Source organism: Paraburkholderia phenazinium (assembly GCF_900142845.1).
In the GTDB taxonomy this organism is placed as follows: domain Bacteria; phylum Pseudomonadota; class Gammaproteobacteria; order Burkholderiales; family Burkholderiaceae; genus Paraburkholderia; species Paraburkholderia phenazinium_A.
Map to the genome: position 1 here is coordinate 2,323,783 of NZ_FSRU01000001.1, position 25,270 is coordinate 2,349,052.

At 61.5% G+C, this 25,270-nt stretch carries 20 protein-coding genes; 9 read left to right on the forward strand and 11 right to left on the reverse strand.

The features are described 5' to 3' along the window. Nucleotides 1-55: 55 nt before the first annotated feature. The 5 genes from BUS12_RS10125 to BUS12_RS10145 form a co-directional block, all read right to left on the reverse strand. The gene (locus BUS12_RS10125) at nt 56-2,479 is read right to left on the reverse strand and encodes a CHASE2 domain-containing protein (RefSeq protein ID WP_074295562.1); all 2,424 of its coding nucleotides are present in this window, start codon (nt 2,477-2,479) and stop codon (nt 56-58) included. 17 nt (nt 2,480-2,496) lie between these two features. Further along, nucleotides 2,497-3,864, reverse strand: a complete 1,368-nt coding sequence (locus tag BUS12_RS10130; RefSeq protein ID WP_437123872.1) for a FecR family protein — start codon at nt 3,862-3,864, stop codon at nt 2,497-2,499. Nucleotides 3,865-3,920: 56 nt separating this feature from the next. Next, nucleotides 3,921-4,619 carry a response regulator transcription factor gene (locus BUS12_RS10135; protein WP_074295564.1) on the reverse strand — a complete coding sequence of 233 codons (699 nt, stop codon included), beginning with the start codon at nt 4,617-4,619 and terminating at the stop codon, nt 3,921-3,923. A 462-nt stretch (nt 4,620-5,081) separates the two neighbouring features. Then, nucleotides 5,082-5,474: a hypothetical protein gene (locus tag BUS12_RS10140; protein WP_074295565.1), complete on the reverse strand. Its 393-nt coding sequence runs from the start codon at nt 5,472-5,474 to the stop codon at nt 5,082-5,084. 331 nt (nt 5,475-5,805) lie between these two features. Beyond that, nucleotides 5,806-6,468, reverse strand: coding sequence for a LysR substrate-binding domain-containing protein (locus BUS12_RS10145; protein WP_074295566.1), 663 nt, complete (start codon nt 6,466-6,468; stop codon nt 5,806-5,808). Nucleotides 6,469-6,851: 383 nt separating this feature from the next. Between BUS12_RS10145 and BUS12_RS10150 the strand changes: the two genes are divergently transcribed. From BUS12_RS10150 to BUS12_RS10165, 4 genes are all read left to right on the forward strand, one after another. Then, complete coding sequence (locus BUS12_RS10150; RefSeq protein ID WP_074295567.1) at nt 6,852-10,019, forward strand: efflux RND transporter permease subunit; 3,168 nt, start codon at nt 6,852-6,854, stop codon at nt 10,017-10,019. After that, entirely contained in the window at nt 10,016-11,305 is a 1,290-nt protein-coding gene (locus tag BUS12_RS10155) for an efflux RND transporter periplasmic adaptor subunit (RefSeq protein WP_074295568.1), read from the forward strand. The genes BUS12_RS10150 and BUS12_RS10155 overlap by 4 nt, the downstream gene beginning before the upstream one ends. Further along, nucleotides 11,302-12,819 (forward strand): efflux transporter outer membrane subunit, encoded by a 1,518-nt coding sequence (locus BUS12_RS10160; RefSeq protein ID WP_074295569.1) that lies wholly within the window; start codon nt 11,302-11,304, stop codon nt 12,817-12,819. Before BUS12_RS10155 ends, BUS12_RS10160 begins: the two co-directional genes overlap by 4 nt. Nucleotides 12,820-13,295: 476 nt before the next feature. Continuing rightward, nucleotides 13,296-14,552, forward strand: a complete 1,257-nt coding sequence (locus BUS12_RS10165) for an oxalate decarboxylase family bicupin (protein ID WP_074295570.1) — start codon at nt 13,296-13,298, stop codon at nt 14,550-14,552. Nucleotides 14,553-14,591: 39 nt separating this feature from the next. Here the strand turns inward: BUS12_RS10165 and BUS12_RS10170 are convergent, their stop codons facing one another. Beyond that, nucleotides 14,592-15,497, reverse strand: coding sequence for a LysR family transcriptional regulator (locus tag BUS12_RS10170; protein WP_074295571.1), 906 nt, complete (start codon nt 15,495-15,497; stop codon nt 14,592-14,594). Nucleotides 15,498-15,977: 480 nt separating this feature from the next. Between BUS12_RS10170 and BUS12_RS10175 the strand changes: the two genes are divergently transcribed. The 5 genes from BUS12_RS10175 (at nt 15,978) to BUS12_RS10195 (ending at nt 20,265) form a co-directional block, all read left to right on the forward strand. After that, nucleotides 15,978-16,661 carry a response regulator transcription factor gene (locus tag BUS12_RS10175; RefSeq protein ID WP_074295572.1) on the forward strand — a complete coding sequence of 228 codons (684 nt, stop codon included), beginning with the start codon at nt 15,978-15,980 and terminating at the stop codon, nt 16,659-16,661. 77 nt (nt 16,662-16,738) lie between these two features. After that, the gene (locus BUS12_RS10180; RefSeq protein WP_074295573.1) at nt 16,739-18,067 is read left to right on the forward strand and encodes a HAMP domain-containing sensor histidine kinase; all 1,329 of its coding nucleotides are present in this window, start codon (nt 16,739-16,741) and stop codon (nt 18,065-18,067) included. 38 nt (nt 18,068-18,105) lie between these two features. Beyond that, complete coding sequence (locus BUS12_RS10185; protein WP_074295574.1) at nt 18,106-18,807, forward strand: response regulator transcription factor; 702 nt, start codon at nt 18,106-18,108, stop codon at nt 18,805-18,807. A gap of 291 nt (nt 18,808-19,098) precedes the next feature. Next, nucleotides 19,099-19,473 (forward strand): hypothetical protein, encoded by a 375-nt coding sequence (locus BUS12_RS10190; protein WP_074295575.1) that lies wholly within the window; start codon nt 19,099-19,101, stop codon nt 19,471-19,473. Between the two features lie 117 nt (nt 19,474-19,590). After that, a complete protein-coding gene (locus tag BUS12_RS10195; protein ID WP_074295576.1) occupies nt 19,591-20,265 on the forward strand; it encodes a response regulator transcription factor in 675 nt (224 codons plus the stop codon). Between the two features lie 77 nt (nt 20,266-20,342). Here the strand turns inward: BUS12_RS10195 and tatC are convergent, their stop codons facing one another. From tatC to BUS12_RS10220, 5 genes are all read right to left on the reverse strand, one after another. Further along, nucleotides 20,343-21,122: a twin-arginine translocase subunit TatC gene (gene tatC, locus BUS12_RS10200; protein WP_074295577.1), complete on the reverse strand. Its 780-nt coding sequence runs from the start codon at nt 21,120-21,122 to the stop codon at nt 20,343-20,345. Between the two features lie 28 nt (nt 21,123-21,150). Next, entirely contained in the window at nt 21,151-21,693 is a 543-nt protein-coding gene (tatB, locus tag BUS12_RS10205; protein WP_074295578.1) for a Sec-independent protein translocase protein TatB, read from the reverse strand. Nucleotides 21,694-21,727: 34 nt separating this feature from the next. Beyond that, entirely contained in the window at nt 21,728-21,961 is a 234-nt protein-coding gene (gene tatA, locus BUS12_RS10210; protein WP_074295579.1) for a Sec-independent protein translocase subunit TatA, read from the reverse strand. Nucleotides 21,962-22,195: 234 nt separating this feature from the next. Beyond that, nucleotides 22,196-24,400: an FUSC family protein gene (locus BUS12_RS10215; protein WP_074295580.1), complete on the reverse strand. Its 2,205-nt coding sequence runs from the start codon at nt 24,398-24,400 to the stop codon at nt 22,196-22,198. Then, nucleotides 24,397-25,257, reverse strand: coding sequence for an efflux RND transporter periplasmic adaptor subunit (locus tag BUS12_RS10220; protein WP_074295581.1), 861 nt, complete (start codon nt 25,255-25,257; stop codon nt 24,397-24,399). Before BUS12_RS10220 ends, BUS12_RS10215 begins: the two co-directional genes overlap by 4 nt. Nucleotides 25,258-25,270: the final 13 nt, after the last annotated feature.

The following is a 25,270-nucleotide window of genomic DNA, read 5'->3' on the forward strand; positions in this document are numbered from 1 at the left end:
GTCGTCCCTTTCCCTTGTTTCGCGTCTAAAGATGCCAAAAAATGCGGCCTGCCTATCAGGCCTGCGCAAGCTGCGTGTCGTCGAGGGCCGGTAGCAGCACCGTGAAGGCGGTGCCCTCGCCCGGTGCGCTGACCACCTGCACATCGCCACCATGCCGCGTCACGACGGTTTTCACAAAGGCCATGCCGAGACCCGCGCCGCCGGTGTCCGGCTGCTCGGCCTCGTGAAAGCGCCGGAAGCGCTGAAACAGCCGGCTCTGCTGTTCCAGCGGAATCCCATAGCCCTGATCGCGAATCGTACATTGCACACGCGCCGGCAGGCCGGTCACCGGCCCAATCGTGCAGATGATGCGCGACTCGGGCGGGCTGTACTTGACGGCATTGTTCATGATGTTGACGAGCGCCCGCGTCATCAGCGAGCGGTCGGCGCAGATCCAGCAACCGTCGTCGCCCTCGGCCGTCGTCTCCATCTGGATCTGCTTGGCGTGCGCCTGCGGCCAGACTTCGTCGCTGGCGTCGATGGTCAATTCGCTGAGGCTGACGGGTTCGAGCACATAGGCTTGCGACTCCGCGCGCGCCAGTTGCACGAAATCGTCGGCGAGCGTCAGCGCACGCCGCGAGTACCGTTCGATGCGCTCGAGCAGCTCGTGCACGTGGTCCGACTCGATCCGCGCCCGTTCGATTTCCACCAGCGCCAGAATCGAGGCCTGCGGCGAGCGCATGTCGTGCGACAGCAGCCGCAACGCATCCTCGCGCTGCCGCTCCGCTGCGTGCAAGGCCGACACGTCGACAAGGCCCGCGATCCAGCCGGTCACCTCGCCTTCTTCGTTGGTGCACCGGGCGTAGCGCAGCAGATGGTCGCGTTCGGCCAGGTCGCGCACTTCGATACCTTGCGCCATCAGGTCGGCGAATTCGAGCCGCGCCGGATCGAGAATCGCCGGCCAGTGCGTGCGCGCCCGCGTGTCGTGTTCCGCGTCGCCCTCGGTGCCGGCATCGATGGTTTTCACGAAGGCCAGATCGCCCAGCACCTCGCGCATCAGGCGGCCTTGCGGCATCAGCGAACCCAGCCGCGCAAAGTGCGCGGTCGCCGCATGGTTGGCGATCAGCACGACGCCGTGCACGTCGCTCACCAGAATCGGCTCGGGCACGCTATCGAGGCTGTCCCAGACGAAGCGCTTCATGTCCTGAACGCGCTGCGCGGCCTGCGCCATCAGCGCCATGTGCTGCTCCAGCACGTCGCCGCCGAACTCGCGACGGCGCTGCGGCGTTTCCGGCAGCAGATGCGGTTCGTCGGCGAGCCGCTGCAACTCTTTGCGCAGATAGGCCATGGTCATTTCGAGCCGCCGCCAGTTCCAGATCGGATACACCACGATCATCCCGACCACCGCCGGCGCCGGCGACATCCAGAGCCGCGCGCCGTACAGCAAGGCGGCGCTGCCGCCGGCCACCAGAATGCACAGGCCGGCGGTCAGCAACAACGAACGCCGCGGCGACAGCACGAGGAAACCGGCCAGCAGCGCCGCAAGCGGCACCAGCGACACGAGGACCAGCGGCACTGCCGTAACGGGATCGATGGCGCGGCCGGTCAGCAGCGTATCCAGCACGTTCGCATGAATGTAGACGCCGGGCAGCGGCCCCAGCTCGCCCGACACCGGCGTCGCGAAGCGGTCGTACAGACCCGATGCGGTCACGCCGATCAGCACCACATGGCCGCGCAACTGCTCGGGCGGCACCTCGCCCGCCACGACATCGGCAAACGACACATGCGCGTAGCGCGCGGCATTCAGGCCGAACGGAATCAGAAAACGCGCCTCGTCGAGCTTCTCCAGCGTGCGATCGCGCACGCCGGCAAGGCTCGCGAGCGGCGGCGAGAGCTGAAGCGCGCCTTGCCTGATGGCCCGCCAGACCGGCACCATCAACTGCGGCCAGCGCGAATGCGCGTCGCCCTCGAACAGCGCGACGCTGCGTACGATACCGTCGCCGTCCACTTCCAGATTGATGTGGCCCAGCCCGGCCGCGGCGGCCGCGAGCGGCGCCACCGGCTTGATGACGGCCCGCTCGCCGTCGCTGTCCTCGGGGCTCAGCAGCACCGGCAGATAGGTCGGGCTCAGGGCGATGGCGTGGGCGAGTTGCGCGTCGTCCGCGGCGGCCTCGGTGAACAGCACGTCGTAGATCACCGCCGCCGGTTTCGCCTTGGCCAGTTGCGCGAGCAGGCTCGCATGCACGCTGCGCGGCCAGGGCCAGTGACCGAGCCGCGCCACGCTGGCGTTGTCGATTTCGACCACCACGATATCGGAGAGCGCCGGCTGCGAATGCAGCGCGAGGAAGCGGTCGTAGACCAGATGATCGATGCCCGACGTCCAGCGGCCGAGCGCACTCAGCAGGACGACCGCAATGCCGAGGCAGCCGAGCGCGCCCCATTCGAACAGGAAGCGTCGGCCAGCCGGCCGCCCAAGTCGTGCACGCGGATCAAGGCTCATGCGTGGAGGTTAGAGTTCTAACGGGCAAGCGTGAACGAGCGGATCGAACTGCCCTTCTCATAGAACCGGCCGTTTTCGAACTGCTCGGCGATCACGGTCCAATAATAAACGCCGCGCGGCAAGTCCGTCACCACGATCTCGCCGGCCGGCAGGTCGGGACGGTCGAGGATCGGGTTGCGCAGGTCCGGCGTGGCGCCGAGGACAAAACGGAAGTGCGTCTCCACGCCCGGGCGGCTCGCGAACCAGCGGAACGTATAGTCGCGCGTGCCGGGGCGCGGCGTCGCCGAGGCGGCCAGACCCAGTTGGCGCCGCTCGAATGCATAGATCTGCGGCAGGCCTTCAAGGCCGTTGTGATCGACCGCCGAGATACGCACGAAGTAGGTGCCGTCGGGCATGTCGCCGAAGTCGGCATGCGGCGCGCTCACCGGCAGATCGCGGATCAGGTCGAGCAGGTCCGCGTCGCGCGCGATCTGCACGCGATAGCCTGCCGCGTGGCTGTCCGGCACGAGATCGAACGCGACGGTCTTGCCGTCCTGGATCTTGCCGGGGTCGCTCAAGGACGGCGCGGGCAGCAATTCGATCGGCGCGCCGATGGCTCCGCTTGCGCCCGAAACATTGCCGAAGTGCGCCGACACGAGCTGCTCCGAGGCCTGCAGCGGCACGCCCGGGGCCGGCGCCGGCGCGCTGCCCGGATCCACGCCGACTGCGCCCTCCAGCACTTCGACGGCCGTTTGCTGCTGGCCGGCATCGTAATTCACCCGGAAGCGCGTGCCGCGCACACCTGCGACCACGGACGGCGAACGGATCTGGAAGCGGTCGTCTTTCTTCGTGGCGTGCGTGACTTCGCTGTCGACCTCGCCGTGCTGCAGGTTGAGCACGCGATCGGAGGCGCCCGTCAAGACTGTCTGACGCAGCTTGCCGATCTCGACCATGCCGTCCTGCGATACGCTCACGTGCGAACCGTCCACCAGTTCCAGCGTCGCAAAACCGTCATGACCGGTACGCACGCGATCGCCTTCGCCCAGCATCATGCCGGGCGCCAGCGGCGTGTACGGTCCCGCGCGGAAGGCCCGCTCGACCGGACCGCTGGTCGCCAGCACGCGCGCGGACTCCTGGTCCTGACGCAACAGCGCAGCCGGCAGTTTCAGTTGAAGCCCGGCTTGCAGATGGCGCGGCGCGGGCACCTTGTTCAAACGGCTCAGCACTGTCCAGTCGTGCGGATCGCGCAGGTAGCGCGCGGCGATGGCGTACAGCGTATCGCCCGCGGCGGTCGTATAAGGCACGGTGACGACGGGCGTGCTTTTGCCCTTCTGCGCGTCGGCCAGCGCGGGCGCGAGCCCAAGCGCCGCGAGGACGTACGGTACGCACGGCACGAGCGCCGCCAGCGCACGGCGCGCGCCGGCTGCCGGCAAGCGGGCCGGCAGCGTGGACCCAGACACCCTCACGCATCCCCCTTTTCGATGCGCTCCAGCCGGTATCCATAACCGTAGATCGGCGTCAGGCGATAGCCGTTTTCAGGCCGCAAACCCAGTTTGCTACGCAGCATCGACACGTGGGTATCCATGGTGCGCGACGGGATTTCGGTGGCCTGCTTCCAGATCACGTCGAGAATATGCGCGCGCGACAGCGGTCGGCTCAGATGCTGGAACAACAGCAGCGCGAGGTCGAATTCCTTTTGCGTCACGGCCACGGCGGTGCCGCGCACCAGCACGTGCTTCGCGCTCAGATCGAACTCGTACTCGCCGAACACTTCCTTGAGGGCGGTCGTGTTGAGCTTGTAGGCGCGCCGCAGCAGCGAACCGACGCGCGCCAGCAGCACGCCGGCCGACACCGGCTTGACGACGTAGTCGTCCGCGCCGGTGTTGAGGATCGACGTGATGTCGGTCTCGCGGCTGCGGCTCGTCATGAACAGCACCGGCAAGCGCTCGGACAGGCTCTCGCGCACCCAGCGCAACACCTCTTCGCCGGACATGTCCGGCACGTTCCAATCCAGCACCAGCAGATCGAAAGTCTGGCGCCTCAGTTGGCGCACCAGCGCGCGGCCTTCGGCATAGGCATGGCAGATGTGGCCAGCGGCCGAGAGGGTTTGACACACCAGATCGGCCTGAGCCGGATCGTCATCCAGGACTGCAATTCTCATAACACCCCGCAATGCAACACCGTTATTCGTATCTGGATGGCCGGTCATCGAGTCGATCCGGCGCGCAGCCCCCTTACACCGGACTGCGACGCCCCGTTTGCCTTCAGGTCACACGCACGTTCAGCACGCTGACTGTCGGGTAACGAACTCCTCCATCGACAACACTATTTATCGATTATTAGTCGCGCCGGAAACACCTGTTTAAAACAGGTATCCGATATATCTCAAAAATGGCGCGCAATTCGCCCAGTCACATCACGTGAAAAGGCATTTTCATCATAATCGAAAACGGCCATCCCCTTCCGAATGCCATCCTCCTGCCATCCGGCATCGGCTCAAACGCGTGAGCCTGTCTCTCAGGTTCTTTATCCGGCCTCTGGGGGCCATCAACGGGTTGTACAGCAGGTCTCGCTCACGCATTTACACTGGCCCCGTCTTACCTGTCCGGGTGCGCGCGAGGCGCTACGCCTCGTGCTCACCTTCGTCGTTCTCTTCGTCTTCCGGCTGCTTCATTTGACGGTTCAACGCCGCCTCGAGATGAATCCGCACATGCTCCCAGGCACCGTGCGCGTAGTCGGGTTGCGCCGCCGCCCAATCCTGCGCGAGTCCGAACACGCGACGCACCGTCGCCGCACACGCGCTCAGTTCGTTCGTGCCGTGCGCCGCCGATTCGCGCAGCAGTTCGGCGAGCCACGGCATGTCGGCAGCACACGAATCCGCGTAGGCTTCGATCGCCGCGCGCGCGTGACGGTCGCTTGTCAGATCGAGCTCGATACGTTGCAGGCGCTGTCCCGCCTTGCGTTTCTGCTCGTTCGCCCGGAACGGAATACGCGTCGTGCGCGGTCTGAAAAACATCCAATCCCTCGTTAAGCGGCACAGCATCTGTCACGCCATTGCCGCCCAGCGCGATGCAATTTGCATAATGATTCGTGACGCCCTGCGCCCGAACATCGACAAATATTTACAATCTGCCGGGACAGTATAAGAACAGTCTCAATTTAAATCGTTTAAAGATTGTTAGATCGGTTTCATGCTGCAACCGTGGATATCCCCAGGCGCACCCAATATCCGCACAAATATCTTTACAAACAATGACTTGCGTCAAAATCAGGCTGTCGGACGAGGTGGCGGCACGCGTTATTGCATTGCAATACGCGCAATCGAAGGCGCAACGATCGGCGCTTTGCTAGAGCCAGCGGCGTACCCGTGCGCAATAGGCGTCATAGCCGGGCCCTTGGATCTTCAGCATCCGCATTTCTTCAAATCTGGCCTGCATCTGAACCAGTAGTTCCGACACCACCCAGAACACCAATACAGGCCATGTCGGCAGGACGAGAAGCTGTCCGGTCAATGCCCCTCTGATTCCGAGGTAGACGGGATGCCGGGAAATGGCGAAAGCCTCGAGCGCCTGGCGATCGAACATCTCCGATTGACGCGCCAAGCCTCGTTCAAGGATAAATCCACCTGAAGCGCCCTCCTCCTGTCCGCCCAGGGAAATGGCCACCAGAGGATAGTTCAGGAGGTCTTGCAGTGTCACTGCCCGCGCCCCAATGGGATGGTCCTGACGCATCGCCAGAACCTCCGTCTGCTTCCAGACCGGCATCGACTGAAACCGCGCCGGCATCTCGGCGAAAATCCCGACGGCGAGGTCGATTCGACCAAGGTCGATTTGTCCGGCAAGATCGAGCCGCGTCGACGGCCTGACGATCAGATCGATCATCGGGGCTTCCGCGCTCAGTCTCTGACTCAAGCGGCCGAGCGCGTGACTGATGGCGGACTGACTCAGATTGAGCCGCTTGCCTGCGAGAAACAGATTGCGGTCTTCAAATATCGCATCGAATACACGCAAAAGATTGAGGTCAATTCTCGCGAGGTCATCCTTTCAATCCGGGTCACGTTGCATCGCATTTATTCTTCCCTTGCGTAACGCCGTTTCTATCGCCAGACGAATCAGCGCGCGCTCGTCGGCAACCCACGACCGGCCACACTGCAATGCATCCAATGCGTCCGAATGACGCACTTGCAGGCCGGTGCCCGCGCGCCGCGCCCGATTCGGCGGACGGTGCACACCCGCAGGATGACGAATCGCCTCCAAACTAAATAAAGCTTAATTCAGGCGAATTGTCGGGACGCCGCACGTCCCGGATCATCGGCATCCGTTCACTCGCCTCGTCGGTCCGCACAGGGCCACAGGCGCCGACACAATGCCGCACCCGACATAGACACCTTTACATGAACGCCATTGTTCTGGTCGCCTTGCGCCGACCCCTCACCTTTGTCGTGATGAGTATCCTCATCATCCTGTTCGGCACGATGGCTGTCCTGAAGACGCCAACGGACATCTTTCCCGCCATCCGCATTCCGGTGGTCGCGGTCGTCTGGAGTTACAACGGCCTGTCCCCGCAGGACATGTCCGGCCGGGTGGTCTACTACTACGAGCGCGCCTTGACCGCGACCGTGGCGAACGTCGAGCACATCGAGAGCGAGTCACTGTACGGCGCCGGCGTCGTGAAGATCTTCTTTCAGCCCGGCACCGACATCGCCGCGGCCCAGGCTCAGGTCACCGCTGTCTCGCAGACCGTGCTGAAGCAAATGCCGGCCGGTATCACGCCGCCTCAGATTCTGGTCTACAACGCGTCCTCGGTGCCGGTGCTGGACCTTCAGGTCTCGGCGTCGAACATGACGGCCGCGCAGGTCTACGACATGGCCTCCAACCTGATCCGCCCGCAACTCGTGTCGGTGCCGGGGGTCTCGATTCCGAATCCCTACGGCGGCACATCGCTCAACGTCGAGATCGATCTGAACCAGGCGAAGCTGCTTGCGCACGGTCTCTCGGCCTCGGACGTCGCGGCGGCGCTTAGCGCGCAAAACGTGGTGCTGCCGGCGGGCGACCAGAAGATCGGCGGCCTTGACTTTATGGTCCAGACGAATTCGACGCCGCTCCAGGTGGACACGTTCAACAACATGCCGATCAAGACGGTGAACGGCGCGACGGTTTATCTGCGCGACGTCGCTTACGTGCATCACGGCGCGCCGCCGCAGACCAACGCGGTGCTGGTGAAAGGCAAGCAGTCGGTGCTGATCCAGATTTACAAAAGCGGCAACGCCTCGACGCTTTCAGTCGTGGCCGGCATCAAGAAAGCACTGCCAGGTATTGTCCGGACGTTGCCGGCGGGCGTAAAGATCACGCCGCTCAACGACGCTTCGGGGTTTGTGCGCGACTCGGTGCTCGAGGTGGTTCAGGAAATGATCACCGCGGCGCTGCTGACCGGCATGATCGTGCTGCTGTTCCTCGGCAGTTGGCGTTCGACGCTGATCGTGGCGACCTCGATTCCGCTTGCGATCCTGACCTCGATCCTGGTGCTGCACTACACCGGGCAGACGATCAATGTCATGACCCTGGGTGGCCTCGCGCTCGCGGTCGGCATTCTGGTCGACGACGCGACTGTGATGATCGAGAACATCGACTCTCACCTCGAGACCGGCGTCGAGCTCGAGGAGGGAATCATCACGGCGGCCAACCAGATCGTCGTGCCGACGCTGGTCGCAACGCTGTGCATCTGTATCGTCTGGCTGCCCTTGTTCCAGCTGGACGGCATCTCGGGCTATCTGTTCCGGCCGCTCGCCGAAGCCATCATCTTCGCGATGCTCGCTTCTTTCGTGCTCTCGCGCACGCTAGTGCCGACGATGGCCGCCTGGTTGCTGCGCGCCCAGGTGAAGTCGCATGGCCACGCTCATGAAGACGGCGCCAATGCGGGCTTCTTCACCCGCTTTCAGCGCGGCTTCGAGCGCAAATTCTCGCAGTTTCGCGACGGCTACCGCAACGTGCTGACCACGGCCGTGCTCAACCGCAAGCGCTTTATCATGGCCTTCCTCGGCTTTGCAGTCGCGTCGATGGGGCTGATCGCTTTCCTCGGTCGCGACTTCTTTCCGGGTATCAAGTCCGGTGAAATCGATTTGCACATGCGCGCACCGATCGGCATGCGACTCGAAGACGCATCGAAGATTTCCGTGCTCGTGAACGGCGAAATCAGGAAGCTGCTGCCGGGCCAGGTCAACAATGTGGTCGACAACTGCGGGTTGCCCTCGAGCAGCATTAACCTCGCCTATACCTCGGACGGTACGATCGGTCCGCAGGATTGCGACATCAGCATCACCCTGAAGAATGAACACTCGCCGGTGGACGATTACCGGCTCACGCTGCGCCGCGAACTGCCGAAGCTCTTTCCCGGCACGGTGTTCAGCTTCCTGCCCGGCGACATTACCGCCAAGATCCTGAACTTCGGCCTGCCCGCGCCGATCGACGTACAGGTCTCCGGGCGTGGACAAGCCGCGAACATGGTCTACGCGCAGCAGCTCGCGGCGCGCATCCGCGAGATTCCCGGCGCGGCCGACGTCAACATCGAACAGGCGTTCAACGAACCGACGATCAAGGTTGCCGCGGATCGTTCGCTGGCTTCCGGCATGAACCTGTCCGAAGCCAACATTGCGAACAACACGCTTGCGACGTTGTCGGGCAGCGGCCAGACGGCGCCGACGTACTGGCTCGACACGACCACAGGTGTGTCGCACCTCGTCAACATGCAGACACCGCAGGACCAGCTCACCTCGATGAACGATCTCGAGACGATTCCAGTCGACACAGGCAACGGCGACCCGGGCGGCCAGCACTCGCAGTTGCTTGGCGCGCTCGGCACCGTGACGCAAACCGGCACGCCGCTGCTGGTCTCTCACTACAACATCATGCCGTCGATCGATATCTTCGTCAGCAACCAGGGGCGCGATCTCGGCGCCGTCTACGATCAGGTCGAACAGGTGGTCAAGGCGATGAACTCGCAGGTACCCCATGGCGCCAGCGTGCATGTGCGCGGCCAGGCGACGACGATGAGCAGTGCTTACACACAGCTTCTGGAGGGACTGGCGCTTTCGGTCCTGCTGGTCTACCTGGTGATCGTCGTGAATTTCCAGTCCTGGCTGGACCCGTTCATCATCATCACGGCCCTGCCGGGTGCGATTGCCGGGATTGTCTGGAGCCTCTTTCTTACTCACACGAACGGCTCGGTGCCGGCGCTCACGGGCGCGATCATGTGCATGGGCACGGCGACGGCCAATTCGATCCTGGTGGTGTCCTATGCCCGTGAGCGCCTCGCAGAACACGGCGATGCGATCGCCGCAGCCATCGAAGCCGGCTACGCCCGGATCCGCCCGGTTCTGATGACCGCCACCGCCATGATCATCGGGATGCTGCCGATGTCCATGAGCAATACGCAAAACGCGCCGCTTGGACGAGCCGTCATCGGTGGACTTCTGGTCGCGACGTTCGCCACCCTGCTCTTCGTTCCCTGCGTATTCGCCTTGATGCATCGCAACGACAAAAAAGCCACGGAGTCTCATCTATGAACGCAATCAATCGTGAAGTCGCGCAAACGCGCCGTATCCGGCCCAAAGTGTTTGCCGCGATCGCCGCTGTTGTCCTTGGAGGGCTGGTGGTCCACGGCATCGTCGAACGTCATGACAATGTCGCGGATCTCAAGACGCTCTCCGACGACGAGTCCATCCCGCAGGTGCAGGTCATGATGGCCATGCCTGGCCCGGCCACGCGCGCGATCACGCTGCCCGGCAATATCAAGGCCTGGTACACGGCGCCGATCTACGCCCAGGTCAGCGGCTACGTGCACAAGTGGTACGTGGACTATGGCGTGTTCGTCAAGGCCGGGACGTTGCTGGCGACGATCGATGCGCCTACTGTCGACGAGCAGTACCAGACCGCGGCCGCCAATCTCGACGTGGCGAAAACCAACAGCACGCTGGCCGACGTAACGGCGCAGCGCTGGAAGTCGCTGGCCGGCACGGAGGCCGTCTCGCAGGAAGAGGTGGACGTCAAGGTCGCTGCTGCTGCAGCACAGAAGGCCGAGGTGGTAGCGGCGAACCATGAGGTCGCGCGTTACGGCGCGCTGGAACAGTTCAAGAATATCGTGGCGCCGTTCGACGGCGTCGTCACCTCGCGCAATACCGACGTCGGCAATTACGTCAATGCCGCAGGCGGCGATGTCGGTTCGCACGGAACGGGGAGCGCCGATGAGATGTTCTCGGTGGCGGATATCCACGAGATGCGGCTCTTCGTCGACGTACCGCAGGACTTCGCGGACGTGCTGAAGCCAGGCCTCCAGGCGACTTTCACGCTGGCCCAGTACCCGGGCCGTGCGTTCAAGGCGACGCTTCTGACCACCGCTAACGCATTCAACCCGCAAACGCGCACCGTCGTCGCCGAACTGGTGGCGCAAAACCCGGATCATCTGCTCTGGCCGGGCAGCTATGCGACCGTCAAGTTCGTAGTGCCGACCGATCGCAGCGTGCTGGTCGTCCCGGAACAGGCGTTGTTGTTCCGCGACCAGGGCATGCAACTGGCACTCGTCGACGCCGATAACAGGGTGCATCTGCAAGACGTCAAGCTCGGGCTGAATCTCGGCCAGAACGTCCAGGTGCTGGCGGGCCTCAGCCCCACCGACCGCTTCCTGGTCAATCCTTCCGCCGGCACGCTCGAGGGCGAGAAAGTGCAAATCGTGAACGGTGTCCCGGGCACCGCTCCGGAAACGGCGGCCCCAACCGCGGCATCCGAGCCGGTGTCGCGGCCTGGCGGCGATCAGCAAGCCAACGTCGCCGCAGCCCAAAGCGAGCCGAAATGATGCGTTACTTCAAAGCTTCCCGGCGCCTTGCTGGCGCCACGCTCCTGTCGCTGCTCGTGCCGCTCGCCGGATGCAGCCTGGCGCCTGCCTACCAAACGCCGCCTATGCTTCTGCCGGCCAGTTACAAGGGTACGGGACCCTTCGGGCTCGCCAATCCGGAAGCCCAGCTCGAGCAAAGCGACTGGTGGAAGATGTTCGGCGATGACGAGCTCGATCGTCTTGAAGCCAGCTTGAATACGGTCAATCCGGATCTTCAGGCGGCTGAAGAGACCTATACCCAGGCACGCGACATCGTGGGTGAAGCCCGTTCACAACTGTTTCCGCAGTTGAGCGCCCAGACTTTCGCTACGCAGAACCGCCAGTCGGAGAACAGATTGTTCCGCGCCGGCGGCAGCGGGCCGAATGTGGAAGGATCGGTCGGCTATGGCGCGGCCCTGTCGTGGGAGCCGGACTTCTGGGGCGAGATACGGAACCGGACGAACTATGCCAGGTTCAATGCCCAGGCCACCGCCGCGATGGTTGCATCGGCGCGCCTGAGTCTCGAAGTCGAACTGGCCAACGATTACATGGCGCTGCGCGCGCTCGACTCGGAGCATGCCGTCTATACGAAGACGCTCGGCTATTACAGCGACGCACTCAAGATCACGCAGCTGCGCTATTCCGGCAAGATTGCCGCAGGGATGGATGTCGAGCGCGCGCAAGACCAGCTCTCCACGGCACAGGCGGCCGATACCGACAACGAGGCGCAGCGCGCCGTGCTCGAGCACGCCATCGCCGTGCTCGCCGGCGTCAATCCGTCGACCTTCAGCGTGCCGCCGGAAGACCTGGCACGCTTGACGGTTCCCGTGATTCCGGCTGGCGTGCCCTCGGCGCTGCTGCAACGGCGCCCGGACATTGCGCAATCCGAGCGGCGCATGGCGGCGGAAAACGCGGCCATCGGCATCGCGCGTGCGGCGTTCTATCCGAACATCGAGTTGAGTGCCGATGGAGGATTCGAGAACAGCGCTTTCGGCGGACTTGGATCGCTCTCCAACAGCCTTTGGTCGATCGGCGCATCGGGCGTGCTACCCCTGTTCGAAGGCGGGCTGCGCCGCGCCGAGGAACAGCAAAGCCGCTCCGCCTTCGCGCAGGCCGGCGATAACTACCGCTCGACTGTCCTGCAGGCGTTTCGCGAGGTTGAAGACCAGCTTGTGTTGACGAACAAGCTTGCCTCGGAGTACGACCAGCAGCAGGAAGCGCTGACGTCCGCACTCAAGGTGCAGGATCTCGCCTTGCGCCTCTATACCAACGGTTTGGACAACTACCTGAATGTGACGGTCGCGCAAGGCGCCGCGCTGAGCAGCGAGCTTGCGAGCGTTCAGGTGAAGCGCCGCCAATTGCAAGCCACTGTAGGGTTGATCGGTGCAGTGGGCGGCGGCTGGAGCACGGCGGATCAGCCAACCCCGGAACAGACCGTCCCCTTCAACCCGCTTGCACTTCGTCGCTCGCCGGGTGACGTCCGCGAACCGGATTGAGCCGGTCGGCGGAACCGCTTGAGCGGCAAGCGGGGGGACTATTGTTCGCAGTCAACCGGCTGCATCGCGTCTCCCCGCTGGCTTGCGAGACCGGTTGACCGGACCGGCAATGGAGATCGCGCCAACGGATATGTCTCCGATAAAATTAAATAATTATTAATACCCTGATTCCCAATAATTCACCGCTCCCGCTTTACAAATTCCATCTTCAAAAAGCGTAACTAATCATAATCCACCCATTATCGTTTCGTTCCAAAAATACGATTATCTTCGGGAGCGAGCAGCATCTATCATCAGCCTCAAGGGTACAGCCTGTCGGGCGAAACCCGGTTAAGCGATCGATTCACGGATCACCGGCAATGCAAATTAATTCGCCCCGATTCTCTCAGGATTCCCCGAGTGTTCCGCATCGTTATTTCATATTGAATAAAACACACTGCTTTTGATTCAACTTCCACAACGGAAAGGAGCAAACCATGACTGATCTGTCACGACGTAAAATGCTGGTTGGCGCAGCCGCCTCGGCCGCCGCGCTCGGTGTTGCCGCCACAGCCAAGGCAGCCACTTTCGGCAATCCGGACCGGCCGCCCGAAGGCATCGTCAACGCCCTGAGCCCGACGAGCCGGAATGACCCGGGCCCTCAGAACCCCGCCATTGCCAATCAGTTCCCGTCGTTCCAGAACCCGCCGGCAACCGACATCAACGGCATGCCGCTGTTCTGGGCGTCGTTCAACAACGCGCACAAGCGCTATCAGAACGGCGGCTGGGCTCGCGAAGTAACGCAGGACGACTTCGCAATCTCGGAAGATATCTCGGGCGTCAACATGCGCCTGGGCACCAACGGCACCCGCGAAATGCACTGGCACCAGCAGGCCGAGTGGGCCATCATGCTGGACGGCAAGTGCCGCATTACCATCCTCGACGAGCAAGGCCGCCCGCAGGTCGCCGACGTCAAAACCGGCGACCTCTGGTATTTCCCGCCGGGCCTGCCGCACTCGTTGCAAGGTCTCGGACCGACAGGCGCCGAATTCCTGCTCGCCTTCGACAACGGCCATGCATCGGAATTCAACACGCTTCTGCTGACGGACTGGATCGCCCACACGCCGCCGGATGTCCTGGCCGCCAACTTCAACGTGCCGGCCGACGCCTTCAAGAACATTCCGGTCGACAACCTGTGGATTTTCCAGGGTACCGATCCCGGTCCGCTGGAAGCCGCGCAACGTTCCGTGGCGTCACCGCTCGGCCTGCCTGAACATCCGTTCATTTTCTCGCTGGGCGATATGGCGCCGACGAAGGAGACCAAGGGTGGATCGGTGCGGATCGCCGACAGTCGCAACTTCAAGGCATCGGCAAACGTCGCGGCCGCCCTGGTGACGGTCAAGCCGGGTGGCATGCGCGAGCTGCACTGGCACCCGAACGCGGACGAATGGCAGTACTACATCAAGGGCGAAGCCCGGATGACCGTGTTCGATACAGGTCCGAAGGCGGCAACCGCAGACTTCCGCGCGGGCGATATCGGCTATGTCAAGAAGAGTCTCGGTCACTACGTGCAGAACACGGGCGATACCGACCTCGTATTCCTGGAAATCTTCAAGGCGGACCACTTCGCCGAGGTATCGCTTTCCGACTGGCTGACGCACACGCCGAAGCAGATGATCATGGATCACCTGCACGTGACTGAGGAGACGATTGCCCGGTTCCCGAACAACCGTCCCGACGTCATGCCGATCTGAATCGCACTGCGGCTCCTCTGCTCAGACGCCGCCCGGGCATCAAGGTATGGATCCCGGGCGGCCCTGCTCAAGCAAAAAATGCTTGAATGCTGCGGCCACCGGCGAGAGTCGCTTGTCGGCACGATGCACGATGCGCCACTGTCGCACGATAGGGAAGCCAACTACATCGAGCACAACAAGCATGCCGGCCTTCAGTTCAAGGTCGACGGTATGCGCGGACAAAAAGCTGATGCCCATCCCCGCCATGACGGCCTGCTTGATCGTTTCGGTATGCTTGATCTCAATCGGTTCGCTATCCTTGTCGAACGCATCGGCTATCGCATCCTCCATCACACCCCACGTGTCGGAACCCCTTTCCCGCACGACAAAACGCTGCTTCGTCAACTCGCAAACGGGAACCTGCCGTTTGCCCGCAAGGGGATGGGACGGCGACGCCACAATCAGATATGAATGCGGCGCAAACGGCTCACTGACCATGATCGGGTCCGTCGGCACGCCGACCATCAAGGCGAGGTCGATGCGATTCTCGTCGAGTTGCCTCAACAACTGGTCCCGATTCTCGACCGCCAGTTCCAGCCGGATTCCCTGGTTCCGCTGGTTGAAGTCGGCAAGCAAGCGCGGGAAAAAGTAGCCACCGGCGCTGATCACGCCGATATTCAGGCAACTGCCCTTGCCCCCCTTCAACCGCACCAATGCCTCCTCCACCGCGCGGAAGCGTTCAATGATCGCCCGCGTATGACCCACCATTTCTTGCCCTGCGGGCGTCAGGAAAATTCGCTTGCCGAGTTGTTCAAACAGGGGCACACCCGCATGCTGCTCCAGATGTTTGATCTGAGTAGACACGGCCGGCTGCGAAAGATGCAACTCGTCCGCTGCTCGCGAGAAGCTCAGACGTCTGGCGACGGTTTCAAAGGTTTTCAGCTGCCGCAGGGTCGCATTTTTCATAATGGTTTCGCCAGGATTGATGACCCCTCCCGCCCACGCGCTGAGTCCGCTGTCGTGCCCCAAATCGTGTGAGTTAAAGAAGGTGACTTAGCATAGACCGCGGGTGAGTGCCGGTGCGTATCGTGAAAATTGAAAATATTTCATGTTCGCCCCCACGGTTATGCAATTCGCCTCCCGATCGCCATTCGCGCCACTGTGCTTCTTCTCCACTCCCCCATGTGTGCTCCTCGTCCGGCGCAGGACCGCATTAACCTTGGCTCTGTCTCCGGTTCCAGCAATATAGCCCTCGAATGCTGGAACCTTTAGCCGACCGTTTCACGGTCGGCCCTTTTTCCCGGTGCCTGAGATGCCGCTTCAACTTCCCCTTGCCGCTTCCCCTTCACGCCGCGATCTCACCAGAACCTCCTCCGCTGCAGGAACCGGGCCGACCTCGCGCAACCCTTTGCGGTTCGATGCCGACCCGTGCGGAATGGACACGAGATGAGGCCGTCACGCGTCCTGGCTATTGAAGACGACGAGATCACCGGGAACGAGATCGTTCGTGCACTGCAGAGCCGCGGATACTCGGTCGATTGGGTGGACAACGGTCAGGACGGCATGGTGCGGGCGATCAGCGGCGAGTACGACCTGATTACCCTGGACCGCATGCTGCCTCGCGTCGACGGACTGACTATCCTGACCACCGTGCGCAGCATCGGCATTCGTACGCCCGTCCTGATGCTCAGCTCGCTCGGCGACGTCGATGAACGCGTGCGCGGCCTGCGAGCAGGCGGCGACGATTACCTGACCAAGCCATTCGACCCCGAAGAGATGAGCGCGCGTCTGGAGGCGCTGTTGCGCCGCAACCAGAGTCCGGCCGCGCCGACCCAGACAACCTTGTGCGTGGGGCCGATCGAACTCGACCTGATCTCGCGCAAGGTGCAGCGTGACGGCCAGGAGATTGAACTGCTGCCCACCGAATACCGCGTACTCGAATTCATGATGCGTCATGCCGGGCAGACCGTCACACGAACCATGCTCTTCGAAGCCGTCTGGGGTTACCACTTCGATCCGGGGACCAACCTGATTGACGTGCACATGGGCCGGCTGCGCAAGAAGATCGACCCGTCCGGCGTCAAACCCCTGATCGAGACCGTCCGCGGCGCCGGTTATATCCTTGCATGAAAGCCACCTTGGTAGACGTTCCCGTTCCGACGCTATTGCCCCTGAGGCGGCGATGGCATTCGACGACCTTCCGTCTGATGGCGGTCTACACGGTGATCTTCTCGGTGTCTGTCACGCTGCTGATGGGATTCATCAGTTGGGCCGTGACAGGCGCCATGGAGCACGAAACCGATGTCGTCATGGACTGGCAATTGATCTATTTCGATTCGATGCCGCACGGCGATCTTATCGACGCCATCTACGGGCGCATCGAGCATGAGCACATGCACACCAACTATTACGGCCTGTTCGCGGCCGACGGCCGGCACCTTGCCGGCGACATGCTGATGCTTCCACCGAACCTGCCGGTCAACCGTACGGGCGTTACGCTCGACACCCTCGCGGTTGCAGGCCCGGAACGAGCGCCGGTGGTACGCGTCATGGCGGAGCAGCGTCGTGACGGCGAAAAGCTCGTGCTTGCCCGCGACCTCACCCATGTTCTGAGGGTTCGCCAAAGGATCGTCAACGCGCTCATCCTTGGTGGAATCCTCTGCATGGTCACGGGTATCGCAGGTGGCCTGGCGTTGAGCATGCGACAGATGCGCCGCCTGAAAGGAATTCGCCACGCGACACAACTGATTGCGCAGGGTGACCTTGGCCAGCGGCTGCCGGCCGGAGGGCGCGACGAAATCGACATGCTGGTGCATCTGGTCAACCATATGCTCGAGGAAGTAGAACGTCTGATGAATGAAGTGAAGGGAGCCTGCGATGGCATCGCTCACGACCTGCGTACACCACTTGCGCACATGCATACCCTGCTTGGGCACATCGCGGAGCGCACCGGCGAACTGCCCGATCAGGAACTCTCGACACTGGTCCAACGGGCGCGTATCGAGACAAATGCACTCCTTGACCGCTTCCGCGCCATGCTGCGCATCTCCGAAATTGGCACGCTCCAGCGGCGCGGGGGCTTTGCCGCATTGCAACTCGAAACCCTGATCCACGAAGTTGGCGAACTATACGAGCCGCTCGCGGAAAGCCGCTCGATCAGGCTCATGGTGCAAACGCAGCACGTCGGCACTATCCGCGCAGACCGCGATCTGTTGTTCGAAGCGCTGGGCAACCTGCTCGACAACGCGCTGAAGTTCACGCCGAGTGGTGGCCTGGTACGCATTGAACTCAACGCAACGCCGTCCGGCCCCAGGGTGGACGTCATCGACAATGGACCCGGCATCCCGCAGGCAGATCGTGACGCAGTGCTGCAACGCTTCTATCGAAGCGAACGTACCCAGCATGTTGCCGGTTCTGGACTAGGACTCAGCATTGTGTCGACCGTCATGCGCGTACACGATTTCACCATCCGGCTACATGATGCTGCGCCGGGTACCAGGGCAACCATTGAATGCTGGCCACGGATACTCGCATGACTCGCGCGAACGCCCCCCTCCGTCGAGGCCACCCCTAAATGCGTATTCTTTTCGTCTCGCCTCAACATAACGAGTCGGCCTGGCTAAGCAAAGCGTTTCGCGAAAGTGCGCACAGCCTGCGACGCTCCAACGATCTCCGCGACGGTATTCTGGCTGCACCGAAAGAATCGTTCGACGCGATCGTCATGATGATCCTTGACCGCGCTTCGTATCCAGCGCTAACAACGGCGTTAGCTCAGTTCAAAAACGCCGCGCCCGCTGCGGTGATTGTCGTGGTGCTCGGCCCCGCTACATCCGGCGACAGAATTGCCATGCTACGAGCTGGCGCAGATGCCTGCTTTACCCATCCGTATTCCTACATCGAGATGCAAGAGCGGATGCAGGTCCTGCATCGCACCGCCACGGTACGCCCCCAGCACGCCCAGCTACCGCCCCCATTCCAACTTGATCCGCTAAAACGGGAGCTGGTCAACGGGAGCCAGCGTCTGCCGCTCACCAAGCGAGAGTATCTGCTACTTGAATGTTTGATGCGGCAGTTCGATGTACCCGTGCCCCACGATGAGTTGCTCCGCTACGCGTGGCCGGAAAAGGAAGACATCGATCTGTCTACCGCCAGCCCCCTGGTCTGGCGCTTGCGCCGCAAACTCAAACAGCACGTGCCGGACGTCAACATCGCCACCGTTAACTGTTTTGGCTATCAGCTCACCAGAGCGCCGAATTGCGTGCGAGCGTCTGCGTAGCATTGGACGCGCTGTCCTGTTCGGCTAGCGCGCCCCCGCCTTTCATGCAACGAATCGGCTACTCGTCAGCGATTGCAATGAGCGCAGACAGACGAGATCGGATAACGATAAGGATAACGAATTCTTCTATTCGACGCCATTCAATCACCGTGAAATCCCATTTATCTATCGTTTCAATAATCGCATGCCGCTCCCGTTAAATAAAATTTCATCACGAAATTCGACTATTTCAAGGTCGTCGTCGCTATCGATTACATAATAAGAACACCTGAAAGAGACGAGGACTGAGATATGCCCGGCGCAATGAGTATCGAACGGATCAACGAGTACGGCGGCCATGCCATCCGGATCGCTATCGGCCATCAGGCTGTTCTGCTGAAGACGGGTGAACTGGATGCACTGCTGGAACGGTTAAGCGTGATTCGTGCGGCCATGCAACCGGAAGTCCCCAAAGTGCCGTCGCAGACCCATCAATACGTGGTTGAGATGAATCCCTGCTGGCATGCGGAGAAGCATCCGCTGTATGACGGTACGGTGCTTTTCCTGCGTCATACAGGACTCGGCTGGACCGGTTTCGCACTGCCAACGCCTAGCCTGGCGAAACTGAAGGACGCGCTCTCACAGCATCTCGAAGCCTCCCTCGAGACCCAGGGCCTGCCAAACTGAGTCGATCAATGTTCACATCTCAAACATCGAGCCTCAACCGACGCCACCACGACCCAACGGATCGGTCACTCGCGCGGCAAGCCGTTGCCTGATCAACCCAATTTACATCCGCGTACAATGCCGAAAATTTTGACAATCGAAGACGACGAATCGCTCACGCTTAACATGACGCGCACGCTTGCAGCGGGTCGGTACCTGATCGATATCGCGCGCACCGGCCGGGAAGGTATGGCTAAAGCGATGGCCGGCGACTACGACATCGTCGCTCTCGCCCGCTCGTTACCCGACCTCGATGGCTTGACGATTCTCGCCGCCATGCGCGGCGTCGGCATGGAGACGCCTGTTCTCATCATGAGTGCAATGCCGGATATCGAGCAGCGTGTCGAAGCGTTTCGGGCCGGCTGCGACGACTACCTCTGCAAGCCGTTTTCTTTCGCGGAAATGTCTGTCCGCATTGAAGCGCTGTTACGCAGGCGTCCGCGTATTACCGAATCCGAGACTGTCTTGCGCGCGGGGGAACTTGAACTCGACCTGATCCGACATAAAGTCAGACGTCGCGAACGCGAACTTAAGCTAAAGCCCACGGAATGCCGGTTACTGGAGTTCATGATGCGACATCCCGACCAGGTGCTCACTCGCGAAATGATTTCCAAAGCGGTCTGGGGTTACGAGTTTGTTCCGGGCACGAATCTCATCGAAGTGCACGTTGGCCGGTTGCGCAAGAAAATTCACATAGCGGGAGAACGCCAGGTCATTCGAACCATTCGAGGCTCAGGCTACCTGCTCCTTTGACATTTGACGCGACCCTCAACGCTTAAGACAACCCGGCAGGCACATCGTTGCTAACGAGTGCCGCCTGGATGGCGACGTTAGGCGTCGCTTCCCTGCTCAGGTGTTGCATTGGGTTGTCCGCTAACGAACAGTCGCGCGGCGATGATTCCCGCTTCATACAGAACGATCAAAGGAACCGCGAGAATCAGTTGCGAGAATACGTCGGGCGGTGTCACCACGGCAGACACGACGAATGCCCCGACAACCACATACGGGCGGATTTCCTTGAGCTTGGGCACAGTCAGCAGGCCCATCCGCACCAGCAGTATGACGAAAATCGGGACCTCGAAGGTGACGCCGAACGCAAGAAACATCGTCAGCACGAAACCCAGGTAGTTGTCGACGTCCGTGTTCATTGCCGCACCCAACGGCGCGTTGTAGTGCGTCATTACGCGGAAAATAGTTGGGAAGACAACGAAGTACGCGAACGCCATCCCGCAGAGGAACAACGTGTAGCTGGTCCCGACGAGCGGTGCGACCAGTTTTTTCTCGTTTTGGTAAAGACCGGGCGCAATGAACGCCCATATCTGATACAGGACGTACGGCAACGCGATGACGAACGCAACGAGCATCGTCACTTTCATCGGCACAAAGAATGAACCGGTGACATCGGTGACGATCAATTTGCCGTCCTTCGGCAGGTTCATCATCAACGGGCGAGCGAGGAGCTTGAATATGTCCGGCGCCCAATAGACGAGTCCGAGAAACACGACAATGATGGCAATGCTTGCGCGGATCAAGCGGTCGCGTAGCTCGACGAGATGCGAGACGAAGGATGATTCCGGCCCTTCTCCCAGGGACTGCTGAACTTGACTCACAACGGCTCTCGCTTAAAAAATCAGGAAACTAGACATTAAAGAATCCGTGTCTGGCGGCGGCATATGCCGCGGGTTGGCGAGCTTCGCGAGCGGCAACCGACTGCACGCGCCTACGGTGTGCCGCAGCGCGCTTGTACCAGGTCGGCGTAACGGTCCGCTTTCCACGCCAGTTCCTGCGCTTCGGCGCCGCGGCAAGATCGGTACGCCACGAGACGGTGTCCAGTCCTTGCGACGGAGATTGCACTGCATCGTTCGCATCGTTCGCAACGTCTGGTAGCGAGGTAGAAGCGCCATTGAATGCGACCTTGAGCTCGGTTTCCTGCTCACGCAGGTTGTCGTGGATGGTGCTCTCGATGTTCGCCGCAGCCGCCACAAATTCGTTCTTCACCTGCTGCAATTCGCCCAGTTCAATCTCGCGCGTGACTTCGTCTTTCACGTCGCTGATATAGCGTTGCGCGCGCCCAAGGAGTGCGCCTGCCGTGCGTGCTACATGCGGCAAGCGCTCCGGTCCCAGTACGACCAGCGAAACCACGCCGATGACTGCCATCTTGGTAAGACCCAGATCAAGCATGAAGGTGTCCTGTCAGCACATGACTGATTGTGGTTCAGCGAGTTTCGCCGGACCGAAGCGTTTCCTTGGCCTCGACGTCAACGGTGTCGTTTCGCGGCAAATCGGTATGCTCAGCATGGGCCGATGCCTCGACTTCCTTGATTCCCTCCTTAAAGCCCTTTACCGCGCCGCCCAGATCGCCACCAATGGTTCGAAGCTTTTTCGTACCGAAGACCAGTGCGACAAGCACGAGAACGATCAACCAGTGCCAGATACTCAGTGAACCCATGAAAACTCTCCTTGATCCCGCCGGGTTGATTCCCACAGCGGAAATTAGCTTTGACCATGTGGTCGAATACGAAGCGTTGGCGCGCTTCAACGAAACAGCTCGTGTTGAGGTGTGGCCTCTCCGGTACCCAGCCATTCGGGGCGATTCGGAACGCAGCGGCCGCGCATGAACTCAACTCAAGGTCAGGATAGGCGCGTGACACCGGAACGGGAATGCCGCCACCATGAAAAAAATTTAATCGTGCGGCTGCCGGACACGTGGCGCAGTGGCGCGGTGAAGCCGCTCGGCACTGCCGTAAAAAGGCGCACCGCTATCGAGCAACGCCGTCCGGATAAAGTGCAGATAACTCAGGATGCGTTGCATTCGATGACGCTTCTCACGATCTGCGCGCAATGTTCCCCGCAGGGACTGCGCGATCCGGATCGCCGCTTCGACTGACGTCACCGCATGCGTAAGACGGGCGCTGTCCGGTTGCTCGAACAGGTCCACCAGATCCCGCCTCACCGTATCCAACGCGGCTTCCCATCCTGGTTGCAAACGCTCCGCGTAGGGCATATCGAACGTCTCGTTGCGAAGATCGATGATCGAGTGTCCAATCTCAAGCAGAGCGAGCATCCAGCGTAACGCGTCGCGATGCTGTTCGGAGTGCTTCAGGAGCAGCGCTCGCAACTGGAACATCAGGTCATGCGTGCTCGACTGGAACGCCTGATCGAGTCCGCCGAGCGTGCCCTCGCATACCAGCTTCATTTGCCGCCGCAGATCGCGCTTGATCCTCTCGATCCGCCATGGCATCTGCGTGGGGAAAATCACTGCGAAGACGACACTGGATACGAGCATGCCAACAACAACGGCGATGCCGTTATTGATGACGAGATCCGGCGTATAGACAACGACGTTGTCCGGACCGGCCAATAGACAAAACAAAAGACCAAAGGCGCCCCCGTAGCCGGCTGTGCTGGGACGCATCGACAGAAACGCACCGAAGGCAAGCACGGGTGTCAGTACGGCGCATAGCAACGGAAACCCTTCAATGTTCGGATAGACGAAGCAAGTGAAAAAATAGCCCGCCACAGTGGCAAGCGCCACGCCAACCGCCATTTGCGCCGCAAACTTCGACGTATCGGCCGATGTGGAACTGAGCGCGCACGCCACCGCCGCCCCGATCACCGCGTAGCCGCCGCTCGGCCAGTCTGTCGCAATCCAGAGTGCCCCCATCGCCCCGACGGCCAGCACTGCACGCAAGAACGTGAAGCCGACGACGTAACCGTTGGTGGTGACGGCGTGCCGCGTGACCGTTCGCTCGAGCGCGTGATTCTGGTCGTTTAGCGACGCGTAGGCTTCTGTATAGCGCCGGAACTCATCCACAAAGCGATACAGAAGCTCCATCGTCGTATCGAAGTCGAGCAGGAGTTCAGGCGCGGCTGTCGCAAGCAAGCGCCGCGTTTCGCCGGCAAACTCCGGCAACCTCGACTGGAAGCGATCGAGCTCAAGCGCCGCACTCGCTGCGCGCGTTCCGTCGGGTTTCATCGTATCTTTCAGCCTGACCAGCAAGTCCGAAAGCTCGTCGAAATACGGCCGGACGGCGTCCAGAACCGGCGTGGTCCGCCCCGCATGCATGCGTTTCAACAACTGATGAAGCGCGTGCAGGCGCGTGCAGGCATTGGTGAACTCGCTATTGAGTCGCGCTAGGCGCCTGCTTCGGACCCGTGTGTTCGGGTCTTCGAAAGAGGCGAACTTTCGCGTCGCCTCGAATCCCACGATCTGATCGACCAGATCTGCAAAGCGCCCTTCGTAAGCGACGTCGTCAATTTTCTCTCCAAGTACGCTCGCCGCGAAGAGACAAAAGTGGCTGTAGCGGGTACGCAGGATGCGCTGCAGTGCGGTACTCGATCGTAGCGGCAGGAACAGCGCGCTGACCGCACCGGAACACAGAATGCCGATCGTGACTTCGGCCGCACGCGTCAGCGCGGCCATGAACAGGCCACCCGGCTCCATGACCACCGGGATGCCGATCAGCGCGGCGGTGTACCCTGCGAGCACGAAGGCGTACCACTGAAATTGACGATACCGGACCGCAGCAGCCGTACAGGCACTGATCCAGACCGTCATGCCCAGCATGTAGAGTGCGGACTGTTGCGGGAAGATGGCCCCTAGCATCACCGCGGCAATCGTCCCCAACGTGGTTCCCACGACCCGATAGAAGCTTTTGGACAGGACCATGCCGCTGAAGGGCTGCATCAGGACAGCCACCGTGGCCATTGCCGTGCGCGGACTGGACAACTCCAGCCGCATCGCAATACCCATCGCCAGCAACGCGGCAAGCGCCGTTTTCAACAGATGCAACCAGACGACGCCGTCGCCGGCCATCCACGCTGCGGCTCCCATCTTCGTCGCACGTGCCCAGACAGACCATCGCGCGGATTCGATAAGCGTCGTCATCGGGCCGCGACGACAACCGTACACGTGGTACCTGCCGACAGCGTCACGCCATCCGGGACATGGTCGATCCTGATGCGCACCGGCACGCGCTGTGCCAGGCGCACCCAGTTGAACGTCGGGTTCACGTCGGCCAGCAGTTCGCGGCTCTGCGGGTTGTCGCGATCATAGATGCCGCGCGAGATGCTCTCCACATGCCCTTGCAGCACACCGCCGCTCATGAGGCGCATCTCGGCCCGGTCGCCGACCATGACATGCGGCAGCTTGGTTTCCTCGAAATACCCATAGACCCAGAACGAATGGCTATCGACGATAGCCAGCTTCGAGCTGCCCACAGTCGCGTAGTCGCCGCGAAAGGTCTCCAGATTCGTGACATACCCATCCACCGGCGACAGGACCCGTGTGCGTTCGAGATTGAGCTTCGCCGCGTCCAGCGCAGCGAGCGCCTGCTGATAGGCCGCATCTGCAGCCGACGCCGTATCGGCCGCGTCTTCACGGCCCTCTTTCGAAACGACGAGGCTGTCCAGATCCGCGCGCCGGTTCGCATCGTCGCGACGCATCTGCAGTTCGGCCTTGCGTGCGGCCACCGCGGCCTCGGCCTGCTCGACGGCGATCTGGTAGTGCGACGGGTCGATCTGCATCAGCAGGTCGCCCTTCTTCACTAGCTGGTTGTCGTGCACGGGCAGGCCGACAATCTCGCCTGAAACGTCCGGCGCAATGTCGACGATATCGGCGTTCACCCGCCCGTCGCGAGTCCACGGTTCGTCCATGTAGTGAACCCATAAAATACGGCCAATCAGGATCGCGGCAGCGAAAACGACGGCGGTCGCGACAAAACCCATAATGTTTCGGATGGTCATGATTGGACTCTGA